The organism is Mycobacterium ahvazicum, assembly GCF_900176255.2.
In the GTDB taxonomy this organism is placed as follows: Bacteria; Actinomycetota; Actinomycetes; order Mycobacteriales; family Mycobacteriaceae; genus Mycobacterium; species Mycobacterium ahvazicum.
Genome location: NZ_FXEG02000002.1, coordinates 1,562,221 through 1,578,525 on the forward strand (window position 1 = coordinate 1,562,221; position 16,305 = coordinate 1,578,525).

At 67.6% G+C, this 16,305-nt stretch carries 16 protein-coding genes; 7 read left to right on the top strand and 9 right to left on the bottom strand.

Annotated elements, in window-relative coordinates:
- Window positions 1-6 precede the first annotated feature (6 nt).
- Window positions 7-705, bottom strand: coding sequence for a hypothetical protein (locus MAAFP003_RS09605; protein WP_096286412.1), 699 nt, complete (start codon window positions 703-705; stop codon window positions 7-9).
- A 138-nt stretch (window positions 706-843) separates the two neighbouring features.
- On the opposite strand from MAAFP003_RS09605, the gene MAAFP003_RS09610 reads away from it, so the two are divergent.
- Together MAAFP003_RS09610 and MAAFP003_RS09615 are read left to right on the top strand one after the other, a co-directional pair.
- Complete coding sequence (locus MAAFP003_RS09610) at window positions 844-1,212, top strand: OB-fold nucleic acid binding domain-containing protein (protein ID WP_036468284.1); 369 nt, start codon at window positions 844-846, stop codon at window positions 1,210-1,212.
- Entirely contained in the window at window positions 1,209-1,883 is a 675-nt protein-coding gene (locus tag MAAFP003_RS09615) for a DUF3159 domain-containing protein (RefSeq protein WP_243393842.1), read from the top strand. The genes MAAFP003_RS09610 and MAAFP003_RS09615 overlap by 4 nt, the downstream gene beginning before the upstream one ends.
- Here MAAFP003_RS09615 and MAAFP003_RS09620 read toward each other — a convergent pair.
- Together MAAFP003_RS09620 and MAAFP003_RS09625 are read right to left on the bottom strand one after the other, a co-directional pair.
- Window positions 1,880-2,557, bottom strand: a complete 678-nt coding sequence (locus MAAFP003_RS09620) for a potassium channel family protein (RefSeq protein ID WP_096286414.1) — start codon at window positions 2,555-2,557, stop codon at window positions 1,880-1,882. The genes MAAFP003_RS09615 and MAAFP003_RS09620 overlap by 4 nt on opposite strands.
- A 38-nt stretch (window positions 2,558-2,595) precedes the next feature.
- A complete protein-coding gene (locus tag MAAFP003_RS09625; protein WP_096286416.1) occupies window positions 2,596-3,279 on the bottom strand; it encodes a potassium channel family protein in 684 nt (227 codons plus the stop codon).
- A gap of 122 nt (window positions 3,280-3,401) precedes the next feature.
- On the opposite strand from MAAFP003_RS09625, the gene MAAFP003_RS09630 reads away from it, so the two are divergent.
- The 5 genes from MAAFP003_RS09630 to MAAFP003_RS09650 all read left to right on the top strand — a co-directional run bounded on the left by MAAFP003_RS09630 (window position 3,402) and on the right by MAAFP003_RS09650 (window position 10,798).
- Window positions 3,402-5,396 carry an APC family permease gene (locus tag MAAFP003_RS09630; protein WP_096291015.1) on the top strand — a complete coding sequence of 665 codons (1,995 nt, stop codon included), beginning with the start codon at window positions 3,402-3,404 and terminating at the stop codon, window positions 5,394-5,396.
- A 40-nt stretch (window positions 5,397-5,436) separates the two neighbouring features.
- A complete protein-coding gene (locus MAAFP003_RS09635) occupies window positions 5,437-6,633 on the top strand; it encodes a class I SAM-dependent RNA methyltransferase (RefSeq protein ID WP_096291016.1) in 1,197 nt (398 codons plus the stop codon).
- A 292-nt stretch (window positions 6,634-6,925) separates the two neighbouring features.
- Window positions 6,926-8,389 carry a cation:proton antiporter domain-containing protein gene (locus MAAFP003_RS09640; RefSeq protein ID WP_096286418.1) on the top strand — a complete coding sequence of 488 codons (1,464 nt, stop codon included), beginning with the start codon at window positions 6,926-6,928 and terminating at the stop codon, window positions 8,387-8,389.
- 37 nt (window positions 8,390-8,426) lie between these two features.
- Complete coding sequence (dxs, locus tag MAAFP003_RS09645) at window positions 8,427-10,340, top strand: 1-deoxy-D-xylulose-5-phosphate synthase (RefSeq protein ID WP_096286420.1); 1,914 nt, start codon at window positions 8,427-8,429, stop codon at window positions 10,338-10,340.
- Window positions 10,341-10,450: 110 nt separating this feature from the next.
- Window positions 10,451-10,798 carry a YbaB/EbfC family nucleoid-associated protein gene (locus tag MAAFP003_RS09650; protein WP_096286422.1) on the top strand — a complete coding sequence of 116 codons (348 nt, stop codon included), beginning with the start codon at window positions 10,451-10,453 and terminating at the stop codon, window positions 10,796-10,798.
- A 79-nt stretch (window positions 10,799-10,877) separates the two neighbouring features.
- Here MAAFP003_RS09650 and MAAFP003_RS09655 read toward each other — a convergent pair whose 3' ends face one another.
- From MAAFP003_RS09655 to MAAFP003_RS09680, 6 genes are all read right to left on the bottom strand, one after another.
- Window positions 10,878-11,468, bottom strand: a complete 591-nt coding sequence (locus MAAFP003_RS09655; protein WP_096286424.1) for a DUF2694 domain-containing protein — start codon at window positions 11,466-11,468, stop codon at window positions 10,878-10,880.
- A 61-nt stretch (window positions 11,469-11,529) separates the two neighbouring features.
- Window positions 11,530-11,847, bottom strand: coding sequence for an ESX-1 secretion-associated protein (locus MAAFP003_RS09660; protein WP_096286426.1), 318 nt, complete (start codon window positions 11,845-11,847; stop codon window positions 11,530-11,532).
- Between the two features lie 17 nt (window positions 11,848-11,864).
- A complete protein-coding gene (locus MAAFP003_RS09665; RefSeq protein WP_133160836.1) occupies window positions 11,865-13,109 on the bottom strand; it encodes an EspA/EspE family type VII secretion system effector in 1,245 nt (414 codons plus the stop codon).
- A 233-nt stretch (window positions 13,110-13,342) separates the two neighbouring features.
- Entirely contained in the window at window positions 13,343-14,638 is a 1,296-nt protein-coding gene (locus MAAFP003_RS09670; RefSeq protein ID WP_096286430.1) for an HRDC domain-containing protein, read from the bottom strand.
- A 1-nt stretch (window position 14,639) separates the two neighbouring features.
- Entirely contained in the window at window positions 14,640-15,299 is a 660-nt protein-coding gene (locus MAAFP003_RS09675) for a DUF3000 domain-containing protein (protein WP_165796341.1), read from the bottom strand.
- 131 nt (window positions 15,300-15,430) lie between these two features.
- Window positions 15,431-16,225, bottom strand: a complete 795-nt coding sequence (locus tag MAAFP003_RS09680) for an enoyl-CoA hydratase/isomerase family protein (protein ID WP_096291018.1) — start codon at window positions 16,223-16,225, stop codon at window positions 15,431-15,433.
- Window positions 16,226-16,305 lie beyond the last annotated feature (80 nt).

Genomic DNA, 16,305 nt, shown 5'->3' on the forward strand with positions numbered 1-16,305 from the left:
CGACCCTTACGCGTCGGCCAGCGCCGCCAAGCAGGCCGCCCCGAGCGCGGCGCTGTCCGCGCCGATCTGATCGAGGGTCACCGTCCGCAACGCGGCGTGGGGCGCGGCGGCGGCCCAGTCGGCACCGGCCTGCAGCGGATGAATCGGATCGTCGACCGCGGCCGCCACGCCGAGCGGCGCCGCGAGCGTGTTGAGTTCGTCACAGCTGGGCGCGACGTAGGCGGCCGCTTCGTCCATGGCGTCGGGCAGCAGTGGCCACTGGGCAAGCCAGGACCGGGTCAGTTCATCGGCCAGCCAGGCCGGGCTCGACGCTCGCATCTGTGCGGTGGCCGCGACCAGACCCTCGGTGCGTAGCTGGAACGCCGAATACCGCGCGGCGAGCGCGGCCGGCGCCGACCCCGGTGGTCCCGACCAGGCGGGCAGCGCGGCCAGCACGGCGACCGTTTGGCCTGGGTGTGCCAGTGCCCAGGCGGCCGCTACGGCAGCACCGATCGAGATTCCGCCGACGGCGATCGGGCCCTCGCGCGCGGCCTCGTCCAAGGCGGACAGGTAGCCGTCGACCAAACTTTCCGGCCGCGGCGGCGGGCAAACGAGCCGTGCGCCGGCATTGCGCAGCGGTCCGGAAAAAGCCCGATTGACGTAGACGTCGTCGGATCCGGTTCCGGGCAATAGCACCGCCGTCACACCGCGCAGATCGACACCCACGCCCCGATACTGCCCGGCGCGGCGAACGTTCCAAAATCACAGTTTGATTCGGTTGGCGCAGGGGAACCAACAGGTCTACGGTGTCCGTTGGCATAGATGAAAGCACCGCAGCTTTTTCTCCAATTGTCAGGAGTGGCCATGGGGGCCCAGGGTTATTTGCGCCGCCTCACCCGTCGGTTGACGGAGGACCCGGAGCAACGCGATTCCGAGGAATTGTCCGACGAAGTCGCGAGCACTGGCGCACAGCGCGCGATCGATTGCGAGCGTGGCCAAGAGGTCACCATGGTGGGCACGCTGCGCAGCGTGGAATGTAACGGCAAGGGCTGCGCCGGCGGTGTGAAGGCCGAACTGTTCGACGGCAGCGACACTGTGACCCTGGTCTGGTTGGGCCAGCGCCGGATCCCCGGCATCGACTCTGGACGCACTTTGCGGGTGAGCGGCCGGATGGGCAAGCTGGAGAACGGAACCAAGGCCATCTACAACCCGCATTACGAAATTCAGCGTTGACTCTGCCCGGCAACACGTCTAACCGCATCAACCCAGAACGCCTGCTGAGCCAGCTGGGCGGGGTGAGCGGTCTCATCTACTCGTCGCTGCCCGTCGTCACCTTCGTGGCGGCGTCCAGCCTGCTCGGCCTGGTGCCCGCGATCGGGGCCGCGATGGGGCTGGCCGCACTCGTCCTGGTGTGGCGGCTGATTCGGCGCGAATCCACGCAGCCGGCGTTCTCCGGATTCTTCGGGGTCGCGGTCTGCGCGCTGATCGCCTACATCGTCGGGGCTTCCAAGGGGTACTTCCTGCTCGGCATCTGGGTCTCGCTGGTGTGGGCCGTGGTCTTCGCGGTGTCCGTCGTGATCCGCCGGCCGCTGGTCGGCTACGCCTGGAGCTGGGCTACCGGGCGGGACCGCGCGTGGCGCGACGTGTCGCGGGCCGTCTACGCGTTCGACATCGCCACGCTGTGCTGGACGCTGGTCTTCGCCGCGCGGTTCGTGGTGCAGCGACTGCTCTACGACGCCGACCAGACCGGCTGGCTGGCAGCCGCGCGCATCGGGATGGGCTGGCCGCTGACCGCGGCCGCCGCGCTGGTCACCTATGGGGCGATCAGGGCGGCGCAGCGCGCGATGGGCGGCGCCGGCGATGCGGTCGATCCGCAGATCGAACCCGAGACCGTCGTCGACTAGGTGGCGGGCGGCGCCACCGCCGGCAGCACCAGCTTGCGCAGATCCTCTTCGACCTCGGTGACCGCGACGAAGAGCAACTCGTCGCCGCCTTCCAGCGGCTCGTCGGCTTCCGGGACGATCACGCGCGGCCCGCGCAGGATGGTCACCAGGGCGGCATCGCGGGGCAGCTCGAGCCGGCGAACCGGCTTGCCGCCCCAGGGCGTGTCGTCGGGCAGCGTGATCTCGACCAGGTTGGCCTGACCCCGCCGGAATTCCATCAGGCGCACCAAATCGCCCACGGCGACGGCTTCTTCGATCAGCGACGCCAGCATGCGCGGAGTGGACACCGCCACGTCGACACCCCAGGCGTCGGTGAACAGCCACTCGTTGCGCGGATCGTTGACCCTGGCCACCACCCGGGGCACCGCGAACTCGGTCTTGGCCAGCAGGGACAGCACGACGTTGGCTTTGTCGTCCCCGGTCGCGGCGACCACCACGTCGAAATCCTCGAGGTGGACCGATTCCAGCAGGCTCAGTTCGCAGGCGTCGCCGAGTCGCCAGTGCGCGGCCGGGATCGCGTCGACGTCGACGTGGTCGGGGTTGCGTTCGATCAGGGTGATGTCGTGGTTGTTCTCGAGCAGTTCGCGGGCGACCGAGCGGCCGACCGCTCCCGCCCCGGCGATAGCTACCTTCATGTGCGGCGCTCCTTAAGTCGCGGTCCGGCGGCTCGGGTTCAATGTCCCGTCCCCGAATCGATGTCGTCGGCGGGAGGCAGGGCGGCGATGGCTACCGCCTCGGCCGCGCGGCCGGAGATCGCGGCGATGTAGACCTGATCGCCGGCCTGGATGACCGTCTTGGGCTCGGGCAGGATGCCGGTGCCGAACCGGATCAGAAACGCCACGCGCGCACCGGTGGCCTGCTCGAGATCGGTGGCGCGGCGGCCCGCCCAGTCCTCGTGCAGGACGACCTCGGCGACCGCGACCGTACCGGTGGGGTCGCGCCACTTGGCGGTCTCGGTGTCGCGGGTCAGCAGGCCGAGCAGCCGGTCGGTGGTCCACGGCACGGTGGCGATCGTGGGAATGCCGAGGCGTTCGTAGACCTCGGCGCGCTTGGCGTCGTAGATCCGGGCCACCACCCGGTTAACGCCGAACGTCTCGCGGGCCAACCGGGCCGAAATGATGTTGGAGTTGTCTCCGGAGGACACCGCGGCGAACGCGTCGGTCTCCTCGATGCCGGCCTTCAGCAGCACGTCCCGGTCGAAGCCCTGGCCCAGCACCCGCTCGCCGGCGAATTCCGGGCTCAGCCGGTTGAATGCCGTGCTGTCGCGGTCGATCACGGCGACGTCGTGGCCAATTCGGGACAGTCCGTCGGCCAGCGAAGAGCCCACCCGGCCACAGCCCATTACAACCACCCGCACGTCAGGTCCTCTCGGCTGGGTCGTGTTCCATCGGCAAACTTGTGGCCAGCCGATTTCCGTCGGGAATATTCTCGCCCACGGAACGCTACCGGCATGGCCTGTTGCGCTTACTCTTGGCTCTCGTGTCCAAACTTTCAACCGCAGCGCGCCGGTTGCTCATCGGGCGACCGCAACGCAGCGACCGGCTGAGCCACACCCTGCTGCCCAAACGCATCGCCTTGCCGGTGTTCGCCTCCGACGCACTGTCGTCGGTGGCGTACGCGCCCGAGGAAGTCTTCTTGATGCTCTCGGTGGCCGGAGCGGCCGCCTACGCGCTGACGCCGTGGATCGGGCTTGCGGTGGCCGCGGTCATGTTGGTGGTGGTGGCCAGCTACCGGCAGAACGTGCACGCCTACCCCTCCGGTGGCGGTGACTACGAAGTGGTCACCACCAACCTGGGCGAGACCGCGGGCCTCGTGGTGGCCAGTGCGCTGATGGTGGATTATGTTCTCACCGTTGCTGTTTCGACATCATCCGCGATGGCGAACATCGGTTCGGCGGTCCCGCTCGTGGCGCAGAACAAGGTGTGGTTCTGTGTGGCCGCCATCCTGTTCGTGATGGCGCTGAATCTGCGCGGGATCCGCGAGTCCGGGGTGGCTTTCGCGATCCCGACGTATGCGTTCATCGTCGGGGTCGTCGTGATGATCGGCTGGGGGCTGATCCGGATTTTCGTGCTGGGCAATCCGCTGCGAGCCGAATCCGCGGCTTTTCAGATGCATGCCGAGCACGGCCAGATCGTCGGCTTCGCGTTCGCCTTCCTGCTGGCCCGCTCGTTCTCGTCCGGCTGCGCGGCGCTGACCGGTGTCGAGGCGATCAGCAACGGCGTCCCGGCGTTCCAGAAACCCAAGTCCCGCAACGCCGCAACGACGCTGCTGATGCTCGGCGTGATCGCGGTGACGCTGCTGATGGGCATCATCGTGCTGGCCCAGCAGATCCATGTGCAGCTGGTCGACGACCCGGCCACTCAGCTGACGGGTGCGCCGGCCGGCTACATGCAGAAGACACTGGTCACCCAGCTGGCCGAGACGGTGTTCGGCAGCTTCCGAATCGGGTTTCTGCTCATCGCCACCGTGACGGCCCTGATCTTGGTGCTGGCGGCCAACACCGCGTTCAACGGCTTCCCGGTGCTCGGCTCGGTGCTCGCACAGCACAGCTATCTGCCGCGCCAGTTGCACACCCGCGGTGACCGCCTGGCCTTCTCGAACGGGATCCTGTTTCTGTCGGCGGCGGCGCTGGCATTCGTCATCGCGTTCCGCGGTGAGGTCACCGCGCTGATCCAGCTCTACATCGTCGGCGTGTTCATATCGTTCACGCTGAGCCAAATCGGCATGGTCCGGCACTGGACTCGCCTGTTGCGCACCGAGACCGACCCGAAGATGCGGGCCAAGATGAAGCGCTCGCGGGTGATCAACACGGTCGGTCTGCTGTCCACCGGCGCGGTTCTGCTGGTGGTGCTGGTCACCAAATTCTTTGCCGGAGCCTGGATCGCGATCGTCGCGATGGGCGCGCTGTTCGTCATCATGAAGATGATCCGCAGGCACTACGCCACCGTCTCCCGGGAATTGGAGGAGCAGGCGGCCGCCCAGCACGACGTGGTGCTGCCCAGCCGCAACCACGCCCTGGTACTGGTCTCGAAGCTGCATCTACCGACCCTGCGCGCGCTGGCCTACGCGCGCGCGACCCGTCCCGATGTGCTCGAGGCCGTCACGGTCAGCGTGGACGACGTGGAAACCCGTGAGCTGGTGCATGATTGGGAACACAGCGAGATCAGCGTGCCGCTGAAGGTCATCGCCTCTCCCTACCGCGACATCACCCGTCCGGTGCTCGACTACGTCAAGCGAGTCAGCAAGGACTCGCCGCGCACCGTGGTGACGGTGTTCATTCCGGAATACGTCGTCGGCCACTGGTGGGAGCAGGTGCTGCACAACCAAAGCGCGCTGCGACTCAAGGGCCGGCTGCTGTTCATGCCCAACGTGATGGTGACTTCGGTTCCCTGGCAATTGAATTCGTCGGAGCGACTCAAGACCCTGCAGCCGCACGCCGCTCCCGGTGACGCCCGCCGCGGGATCTTCGACTAACCGGCTCGACGAGGACAACATCGTGAGTGCCGACTCCTCGCTGTCGCCCGGGGAGCTGACGCTGGTGGCCGGTGCTGCCGCCAACGGCGGTAGCTGCGTGGCACACCACGAGGGCCGGGTGGTGTTCGTCCGCTACGCCCTGCCCGGCGAGCGGGTGCGGGTGCGGGTCACCGCGGACCGGGGATCCTATTGGCACGCAGAGGTTGTCGAAGTGCTCGACGCGTCGGCGGACCGGACCGATTCGTTGTGCCCGATCGCGGGTGTCGAGGGAGCCGGGTGTTGCGATCTGGCATTTGCCGCCCCGGAAGCGGTCCGGACGCTCAAGGGTCAGGTCGTGGCCAATCAGCTGGAACGGCTGGGCGGGCATCACTGGAGCGGTGAGGCACAACCACTTTCGGATCGCGGCCCCACCGGCTGGCGCACCCGGGTGCGTCTCGAGGTCGGCGCCGACGCCCGCCCCGGGTTTCACCGCTACCACAGCGACGAGCTGGTGACCGACCTGCGGTGTGCGCAATTGCCGCCGGGCATGCTGGACGGACTGGCCCAGGCGTGTTCTCCGGCCGACCTGTCTGCGAGCGCACAGCTGCACGTCGCCGTCGATGACGACGGACGTCGCCATGTGGTGCGCACCCTGCGTCAGGGCGGGCGAACGGCGACCAACGTGGTGCAGGGCAACTACGAGGCAACCCAACGCGTCGGGCGGCGCAGCTGGGAGGTGCCGGTGACCGCGTTCTGGCAGGCGCATCGGGATGCGGCGCGGGTGTACAGCGCTCTGATCACCGACTGGGCGCAACCCGGGGCCGGCATGCGCGTGTGGGACCTCTACGGCGGCGTCGGCGTTTTCGCCGCTGCCCTGGGCGACGCGGTGGGGGAGTCGGGGCGGGTGCTCTGTGTCGACACCTCGCGTGCGTCGACGCGGGCCGCGCGGGCCGCCCTGGCTGATCTTCCTCAGGTGGACATCGTCACCGATTCGGTGCGTCGCGCGGTGTCGGCGCAGAAAGCCGGCGCCGACATCGCGGTGCTGGACCCGCCGCGGTCGGGTGCCGGGCGTGACGTCATCGACCTCCTCGCCGCCGCCGGCGTTCCGCGGGTAGTGCACATCGGTTGCGAGGCAGCGTCTTTCGCTCGCGACATCGGCCTGTACCTCCGGCATGGTTACGCCGTCGGGCAGATCACGGTGTTCGACGCGTTCCCGCTGACTCATCACACCGAATGCATCGCGCTGCTCACCCGCTAACGTACGCTCGCCGAGTCTGCGGTCAGGGCGTGATCTGGGGTGCAGGGTGCGCCCTCTGGGCAGCCTCGGCGCCACCATCGCAGGCTCGAACCAACTTTGACTATGCTTCCGGTCACGCGCGTCGATCGCGCCACCGGCAGGTGATTTGTCGCACGGCGGGCTAGACTCCGTCGCGGGTGTGCCGGGAAGTCTGGTCGGCGATTTCGTTGTCGATCGATCGAGAGGCTCGTGTGGCTGCCGCCGAACAACGCCCCGCGACCGTCCGGCTCATGCGCACCCACCGGTCGGCGACGTGAACGAGACGCTCCGGTACGCATTGCTGGTCTTGTTCGCCAGTGCCGTCGGTCTGAGCGCGGTGTTGGCGAATCGCCTGACCGAGCGCGTCAAAATCCCGGTGCCCCTGCTGGTTCTGGTCGGAGCCGCGGTCGCCGCGCATACCGTGCCGGCGGTGCAGTCACCTTCGGAGCCGACCGTCGAGCGGGTGATCACCATCGCGCTGGTGCTGGTGTTGTTCGACGGCGGCATGCACATCGGGCCTGCGCGCTTCCGCGCGGCCGCCGCCCCGGTCCTGTCGGTCGGCGTCATCGGCACCGCGCTCACCGCCGCCGGCGCCGCGGTGATCCTGCATTACCTGAGCGGAATCGATTGGTTCCCTGCGGTGCTCGTGGCCACCGCCGTGGCTCCCACCGACCCGGCCGTGGTCTTCTCGGTGCTGGGCAAACGTGAGATCGCCGGTCGCAGCAGCACCATCCTGGAAGGCGAGTCCGGCGCCAACGACCCGGTCGGAATCGCGTTGATGACCAGCCTGATCGCCGCCGGCGGCCTGACGGCGGCCGGATTCGCCAGGGTGGGAACCGAATTCGCGCTGCAGATGGCGATCGGCCTGGCCGTCGGGGTCATCGGCGGCCGCGCTCTGCTCGTGTTCATGCGCCGCGTGGCACTGCCGAGCGAAAGCCTCTACTCGCTGCGGACGCTGGCATCCAGCCTGATGCTGTACGGCATCGCGACGCTGGCGCACGGCTCGGGATTTCTGGCGGTGTTCGTCGCGGGCATCGTGATCGGCGACGCGCGCGCGCCCTACAAGCCGGATATCAAGCGATTCCACGCCGCGTTGGCGGGTCTGGCCGAAATCGTCGCGTTCGCCGTTCTGGGGTTGACCGTCGATCTCAACGTCCTTGCCCACCCCGACGTATGGATTCCCGGGCTCGTCCTCGGCGTGGCCCTGACGGTGGTGATTCGGCCGTTGGCGGTGGGCTCCTGTCTGCTTCCGGTCCGACTGCAGCGAAACGAACGCCTCTTCATCCTCTTCGCCGGCCTCAAGGGTGCAGTGCCGATCCTGCTGGGCGAGTTCCTGCGGGCCGCGCACGTCGCCGATGCGGAACGTCTGTACGGGATCGTGGTCGTCGTCGTGATCTTCTCGGTGCTGGTGCAGGGCAGCTCGGTGCCCGGTGTCGCCCAGCTGCTGCGGCTGCCCATGCGTACCGTCGAGACGCAGCCGTGGGAGATCGGTATCCGGCTGCAGGACGAACCCGAGGGGATCCATCGCCTGCGGGTTGCCCCGGGGTCAGCCGCCCAGGGCTGCACGATCGAGGGTCTCGGCGACCGTGCCGGGGACATCTGGGTGAGCATGGTGGTGCGCGCCACCGGCCTGGTGCCGGTGCGGGGCGACACCGAACTGGAGGCCGGTGACGAGGTCGTCGTCCTGGCCGATCCCGAACTGCACGACAGCCTGGCCGAACTGTTCGGCACCTCGTAGCGAGCTACATTCGGCATCGGCTGCGTAGACTGACGTGATGTTGGAACAGATCCGCGGCCCGGCCGATCTGCAGCACCTTTCCCAACAGCAGCTCCGTGATCTGGCCCAGGAGATCCGCGAGTTCCTGATCCACAAGGTGGCTGCCACCGGGGGACACCTCGGGCCGAACCTCGGCGTCGTCGAGCTGACGCTGGCGCTGCACCGGGTGTTCGACTCGCCGCACGATCCGATCATCTTCGACACCGGTCACCAGGCCTACGTGCACAAGATGCTGACCGGACGCGCGCAGGACTTCGAGACGCTGCGCAAAAAGGGCGGCCTGTCGGGGTATCCGTCGCGCGCCGAGAGCGAGCACGACTGGGTGGAGTCCAGCCACGCCAGTGCCGCCCTGTCCTACGCCGACGGCCTGGCCAAGGCGTTCGAGCTGACCGGACACCGCAATCGGCATGTGGTCGCCGTCGTCGGGGATGGCGCGCTGACCGGCGGCATGTGCTGGGAGGCGCTGAACAACATCGCGGCCTCAGGCCGTCCCGTGGTCATCGTCGTCAACGACAACGGCCGCAGCTACGCACCCACGATCGGCGGTGTCGCCGACCACCTGGCCATGCTGCGGTTGCAGCCGGCCTACGAGCAGGTGCTGGAAAAGGGTCGTGACGTGGTGCGCGCGGTGCCGCTGATCGGCGAGATCTGCTACCACTTCATGCACAGCGTCAAGGCGGGCGTCAAGGACTCGTTGGCGCCGCAGCTGCTGTTCACCGACCTCGGGCTGAAGTATGTCGGCCCGGTCGACGGTCACGACGAACGCGCCGTGGAGGCCGCGCTGCGCCGGGCCCGCGGATTCGGCGCCCCGGTGATCGTCCACGTCGCCACCCGCAAGGGCATGGGATACGCCCCGGCCGAGGCCGACGAGGCCGAACAGATGCACTCCACCGCGCCGATCGACCCGGCTACCGGCCAGGCCACCAAGATCCCGGGCCCGGGCTGGACCGCGACCTTCTCCGACGCGCTGATCGAATATGCCCGAAAGCGCCGCGACATCGTGGCGATCACGGCGGCGATGCCGGGCCCCACCGGGCTCTCGGCGTTCGGGCAACGATTCCCGGACCGGCTGTTCGACGTCGGCATCGCCGAACAGCACGCGCTGACGTCGGCCGCCGGGTTGGCGATGGGTGGGATGCACCCGGTGGTGGCCATCTACTCGACGTTCCTCAACCGGGCGTTCGACCAGATCATGATGGACGTGGCGCTGCACAAACTGCCCGTCACCATCGTGCTCGACCGTGCCGGCGTCACCGGTTCCGACGGCGCCAGCCACAACGGCATGTGGGACCTGTCGATGCTGAACATCGTGCCCGGCATGCGGGTGGCCGCCCCGCGCGACGGCACCCGGCTGCGCGAAGAACTCGGCGAGGCGCTGCAGGTCGACGACGGACCCACGGCGCTGCGGTTCCCCAAAGGTGATGTGGGCGAAGACATTCCGGCGCTGGAACAACGGTCGGGAGTGGATGTGCTGGCGGTGCCCGCCGACGGGCTCAACCACGATGTGCTGTTGGTGGCGGTCGGCGCGTTCGCCCCGATGGCGCTCGAGGTGGCAAAGCGGCTGCACAACCAGGGGATCGGTGTGACCGTGATCGACCCGCGGTGGGTGCTGCCGGTCTCCGACGGTGTACTCGAATTGGCGGTCCAGCACAAGCTGCTCGTCACGTGCGAGGACAACGGCGTCAATGGTGGTGTGGGGTCGGCGGTTTCGGCCGCGCTGCGCCGAGCCGACATCGACGTGCCGTGCCGCGACGTCGGCCTGGATCAGAGGTTCTACGAGCACGCCTCACGCGGTGAGGTGCTCGCCGACCTCGGACTGACCGACCAGGATGTGGCCCGCCGGATCACCGGTTGGGTTGCCGCCCTGGTCAGTAGCGAATCGGAAGCGGAGATTCGCGAGCACCTGGACTAGAACTGGTGCGATGAGGGCCCTGGTCAAAGCAATACAATGGAAATTGTGGACCAAGGACACAATCGGTGCTGGCCCACGCGACGGCCGCCCCGACGAGAAGGACCTGGTCAATGAGCACAGATCGCCACCCACAGCTGGCCCAGGCGCTGGAGTACGGACAACAATTGCAGTCGGCCCTCGAGGACGAGCTGTACCGCACGCACACCGAGACGTTCACGGCCACCGACGAGACTAAGACCGTCGAAGTAACGGTGAACGGGCGCCGCAACGTCACTGACCTCCGTATCGAAGATGGCCTGCTGCGCCTGGGTGCCGAAACGGTCGAGCGGCGCGTCAACGAGGCCTTGCGCAACGCGGCGGCCGTCGTGAAGGTGGCCAACGAAGCCCAGCAGCAACGGCTGGTCGAGTCTCTGGCCGGCATTGCCGGGTCGATGACGGACACATTGGGCTTGACCTAACGGCGCCTGACGGCGCTTAACGGCGCTTAGCGGCGCTTAACGGTGAAAGCCCAGTCGGCGTCGTCGCCGTGGTGGGCGATCAGCCATTGTTGTAGCGGGTCGCGAACATTCGGGCCTGTGTCTGCGCGGCGCGCTGCGGCGATGCCAATTCCATTCCCTTCTCCAGCAGGTCGCTGAGCGCATCGGGATCGCCCGCGCCCAGCTCGCACATGGTCTCGAACAGGAACTCATGCTGGGCGGCTTGCCCCTTTTGGGCAGCCAGGTGCGCCATGACGAGGATCTCCTCGGCCAGCTGCGATTCAGTAAGGCGCGTCACGTCTGCGGACAGGTCCACCCGATCGATCGCACCGTCCCCGAGTGCCGAAACCGACACCGTCCCAGGAGGATTGGTCGCGGTGAATAGCGCAACGACATCTTCGGTTTCCTCGGGAGCGTGTGTCACCGCATCGATGGCATCCAGCACTGTCGCGGTCTCCTCGGGCGCGGCCGGTGCATATACGGGTGAGATGTCGACGGCTTCGCCGGCCGGGCTTTCCCCGTCGTCTGCGGTGGCGGAGAAGTCAAGGGCGGCCGACGCATCGGTGCTGTTGCCGGCGGGTTCACCGGTGGCGGAGAAGTCCATCACGGCAAAGAGGTCGTCGTCGCCGTCTTTGCTCGGATCCTGGGGCATGGCTTCCTACTCTCGAAAGTTGCGAATGTCGGTGGAATGGCTGCCTTTTCGCGGTGCCAGCTCAGCCGGGGCGCAGCTGTGTGTCGAGATCTTGAGCGGCCTTGTGGTCGGTGCCCTCGTACGCTTTGGCGGCCGCACGCAGTTTCGTGGCGAGGTCGTCGGCAACCTTGATCATCAGACGAATTGCCTCGGCGCGGCGAGCCTCGACCTCGACCACCGCATCGTTGCCGGGTCCGCAGGCCACACCATGGCTGACCCACGCGTTGACACCGACTCGCTCGACCGCCGTCGCCGATTTCTTGAAATCCTCGGTGGTTCGCTGATGCGCCGCCGCGAGTACGTCGACGAGATATTTTGATGTGACGCTCAGATTTGTCATCGGGTTCTCCTCGATGTCTAGTTCGCCGTCAACGGACCGTGCGCCTGCTCGGTTCCAGGTGCCGTGAGTTCGACGGGCGGACGTTCGGTCGCCTCGGCTCCTGCGGCCGCACCCGCGACTTCGATGTCCTCACTCACGGTGGCTTCCTCGGGGGCGCCGCTCGCGGGTGCGCTCTGATCGCCGGCGGCCGGGGCCGCCTTGCTCCGCTGCGCGGCAGTGACCGGCGGCGGGTTGACGGCGCTCGGCAGGGGCGGGGTTTGCTGCCCCGGCAGGTCTTCGGCTTGGGTGGGTTGCTGGCTCAGCGGGCTCAGGCTGGGCATGGCGCTCACCGGTGGGGCCGGCATCTGGGTCTGCTGCCGTCGGTTGGGAAGGATCGTCGATTTGCTCGCCGCGGCGTCGCCCGCCGACGTGAACGGGTCGGGCATGACCGTCGCACCGGTCCGGCTGGAGAAATCGGCGACTTTCAAGCCTTTCGCGAGCGCCGTGCGGGCGGTCGGCGCAATGTGAGAAGCGGACAGGTAACTGTTCATCTCGGCGATGATCTTCTCGTATTCTTCGACCACTTCTTTTAGCTTCGGCTTGGTCTCGGTGCCCGAGTAAAATTCCATGTAACCGATGGCACTGACCGTTGCTGCGATCGCGGCCAGGGTGACCACTTTCTGAAACACCAACGACGAGGCTTCGCTGCCATACGCTTTGATCATTAAGGCAACGAATATGCACCCGGTAAGTCCGTCCTTGATTCCAGCGACCGCACGGCGTATTTCAGTGAGCTGAGCGACTTCAGCGGCAAGTGCATCCATCATCGCCTGATCCTGGGTTTGGGTCAGGGAAACGCGATCCAGTTGGGCTTGGTTCTGCTTGGCATACTCTTCCGACGCGGTGGACTCCCACCTGCTGTCGGGGATGGCCAACTGCAAGTCTCGCTTGGGCGAGTCGAGTTTTGAACGGGCGTTGTCGAATTCAACTCCCTTGGTTGCGTCACCAAGGCCGAGGCAGTATTCGAAGACCGTAATGGCGACGGTTCCCCATTCGATGATCGGCACCTCCGCCGCCCAGGGATTGGTTCGCTCCTGAAGGCCGCGTTCTATTTCAGCCTTAATTCTTCGCTCGGCGATGCTCTTGACGATAATTTTGGTCGTTTCCATGCCGAATGCGCCGGCGCCTATGCCCGTCGCAATCCAATCCTTCGCGGCAATATTCCTGCCTATGCCGGCGAGACTACCCACGAGGCCGCCAATTTCTGATGCTGCTACGGCCATTTCAATGTACCCTTCTCTGGGTGGCAACTCGCTTCTTATCGCAAGCTTAACGGCACTCGGAACGTGCCGGATGCACCAATTTTCCGACGATCAGGAATTTCTACAGTTATTTTTCAGGTTTACTCAGTTTGGTTTAAGGTTCGCGCCACTTATTGCACCGCGCATAACGCAGCGACGTAGAAATCGACGAGCCGCTACCGGAGTTGGCGTCTGACGACAGGCGGGCCATTCGCCTACTGTGCCGAGCCGTCTTCGGTTTTGGGTGGCGGCTGCAGCGCGCTCGCCAGCACCGGATCGACGAGCTCGCGTTGCCAGGCCCGCGCGTGGCCGGCGCACAAGAATCCTTCGACCGCCTCGACCGGGTCCGGTGCTTCGGCCCAGTCCCAGCACAGTCGCCGCACCAGGTCGGGCGAAACCAGGTTCTCGGTCGGAACCCCCACCCGCTCAGACAGTTTCGACAACCCGGCCCGGGCGGCCTCCAGCCGGGCGGCCGCCTCCGGTTTGCGCCTGCTCCACCGCGCCGGCGGCGGGGGACCGTTCGGCGGCTCGGTGTCTTCGGGCGGGTCCTGACTCCTGCGCGCCGCCTCCAGCGCGCCCAACCACGTCGCCGCGCTGCGCCGCTGGTTGCGCCCGCCGAACACCGGCAACGCGACCAGGTCTTCGACCGTCTTCGGATTGGCGAGCGCGGCCTCGATGATGGCCGAGTCCGGCAGGATGCGCCGCGGTGCGATGTCGCGGCGCGCGGCGATGTTGTCGCGGGTGGTCCACAGCTCACGCACCGCCGCCAAACCGCGGCGATCGCGCACCCGGTGGATGCCCGACGTGCGTCGCCAGCGGTCGCGCCGCGGCGTGGCCTCCCTGCTGCCCGCGCTGCGCAGGTAGTCGAATTCCTGCGCGGCCCAATCGGTTTTGCCCTGGTTAGCCAGCTCCGCAGCGATCGCGGCGCGCAGTTCGACGAGCAGTTCGACGTCGAGGGCCGCGTAGTTGAGCCACTCCGTGGGCAGCGGCCGCTTGGACCAGTCGGCCGCGCCGTGACCCTTGACCAGACCCCGGCCCAGCAGCCGCTCGGTCATCGCCGCCAGGTTCACCCGCTCGAATCCGGCCAGGCGACCGGCGAGCTCGGTGTCGTACAGCGCCGGCGGGTGCATGCCGACCTCGGCCAGACACGGCAGATCCTGGTCGGCCGCGTGCAGGATCCATTCGTCGGTGCTGAGCACCTCCGCGACGGGCCGCAGCGCCGTCAGCGGATCGTCGCCGTGGCTGACCGGGTCGATCAGCACGGTTCCGGCGCCGGCCCGCCGGATCTGGATCAGGTAGGCGCGGTTGGAGTAGCGGAAGCCCGACGCCCGCTCGGCGTCCACCGCGAACGGCCCGTGGCCGCTGTCCAGGAAGCTTGCGGCGTCCGAGATCTGGCTGCGTGTCACCGACAGGTCGGGTATGCCCTCGGCCGGGTGCAGAAGCGGGGCGGGTCCGGGCGCGCTGCTGTCGGGCACGGTGCCGTCGGGCTCAGGGTCCCCCGGCTCAGACATGTCAGGCGCGTGACCGCGAGCTCAAGTCGGTGACCCCGGCCGGCGGCAGGCCCGCGGCGTGCTCCAGCACCTCGCAAAACGCCTCGACATGCGCGCCGACGGCGGGGGTGGTCGCGGTCCAGGAGGCCCGCAGCTCGAGCTGGTGGGCCCGCGGCGGGCCGGAGATGTCGCCGTAGCGCACCGACGTGGTGGCGGTGACGGTGCCGCCCAGGGCGGTGACCTGGTCCGTCCGGGATTCCAGCGCGTCGACCAGCCAACTCCACGCGACCTCGGGCAGCAGGGGATCGACGGCCTCACTGGAGTCCAGGTCCGCCTGAATGTAGGCGACCAGGCGGGTGGTGCCGTCCCAGGCGTCGGCGCCGTCCGGGTCGTAGAGCAGGATCAGCCGGCCGAATGCATCGCCCTCCGACCGTTCGGGGACGATCTCGAGGTCGGGGTGCTTCACCTCGGCCCCCAGCGCGTAGCTGAAGGGCGCCAGGCGCTGCGGCGGCCGGATCGGGCCCAGCTCGATCTCCGGCCGGGCGTTGACGGCGTTCATGGCCGCCACCGCCTCACGGAACGGGCCTGGTTCGACTGAGGTCACTGGCGCTACTCCTCTCCCCCGCAAGCGGGTGGTGCCCCCGTGTCGCTCCTGCTCCGCATCGTCGTATGCGCGGGTCACAGCGTCCGACGCTAGACCCATCGCCAGACCCGCCGCGACAGGCGCGCCGATTTCCAAACCCGTCGCGACCAAGCTGTTACCAGGTTGTGTCACGTCGTCGTCATTCGGTGTTTAGCCTGCTCAGGGGCTATTCAGCCGTGGAACCGGGCCGGGCGCTTCTCGCGATGCGCCGCCAGCCCTTCCTGCACGTCGGGGCCGCTGAAACTCAAGAATTCCAGGCCGAGCGACGTCTCGAAGGCGGGCGCGAACATGCGATACCAGTAGTTGAGGCTGTGTTTGGTCCACCGGATCGCGTTTTGGGCCCCCTGCGCCAGATCATGGGCGATGCCGGTCGCTTTCGCGAGCACGTCGTCGTCGTCGACACAGATGGATACCAGGCCGATCCGTTCGGCCTCCTCGCCCAGCAGGGTGTCGCAGGTGAGCAGGTAGTACTTGGCCTTGGCCATGCCGACCAGCAGCGGCCAGCAGATCGCCGCGTGGTCGCCCGCGGCCACCCCGAGCTTGGTGTGCCCGTCGATGATCTTGGCGGTCCGCCCGGCCACCGAGATGTCCGAGAGCAGCGCGACGACCAGGCCGGCGCCGACGGCGGGTCCCCGGATCGCCGAGACCATCGGCTTGTCGAAGTTGATGATGTTGAGCACCAGATCGCGGGCCTCGCGCATGATGCGAAGCCTTCCCTCGTAGTCGCCGATGGTTTCGCTGATCAGGTCGAAACTGCCGCCGGACGAAAACGCCTTGCCCTCACCACGGATCAGGACGGCCCGCACGTCGGGGTCGCGATTGATGGCCGGCCAGACGTCGGCGAGGTCGCGGTGCATCTGCGGCCCCACCGAGTTCAGCCCGGGGGCGTCGAGAACCACGGTGAGGACGCCGTTCTCGCCGCGTTCGAAGCGCAGGCTGGGGAATTCGTCGTAGTTGACGGAGATCGGTGCGACTGACACCGGGTTGATGTTACGCAGCGTGGCCAGGTGCTCCAGGGGCCGCCGCCGGGCCCCCGGACCAGCAC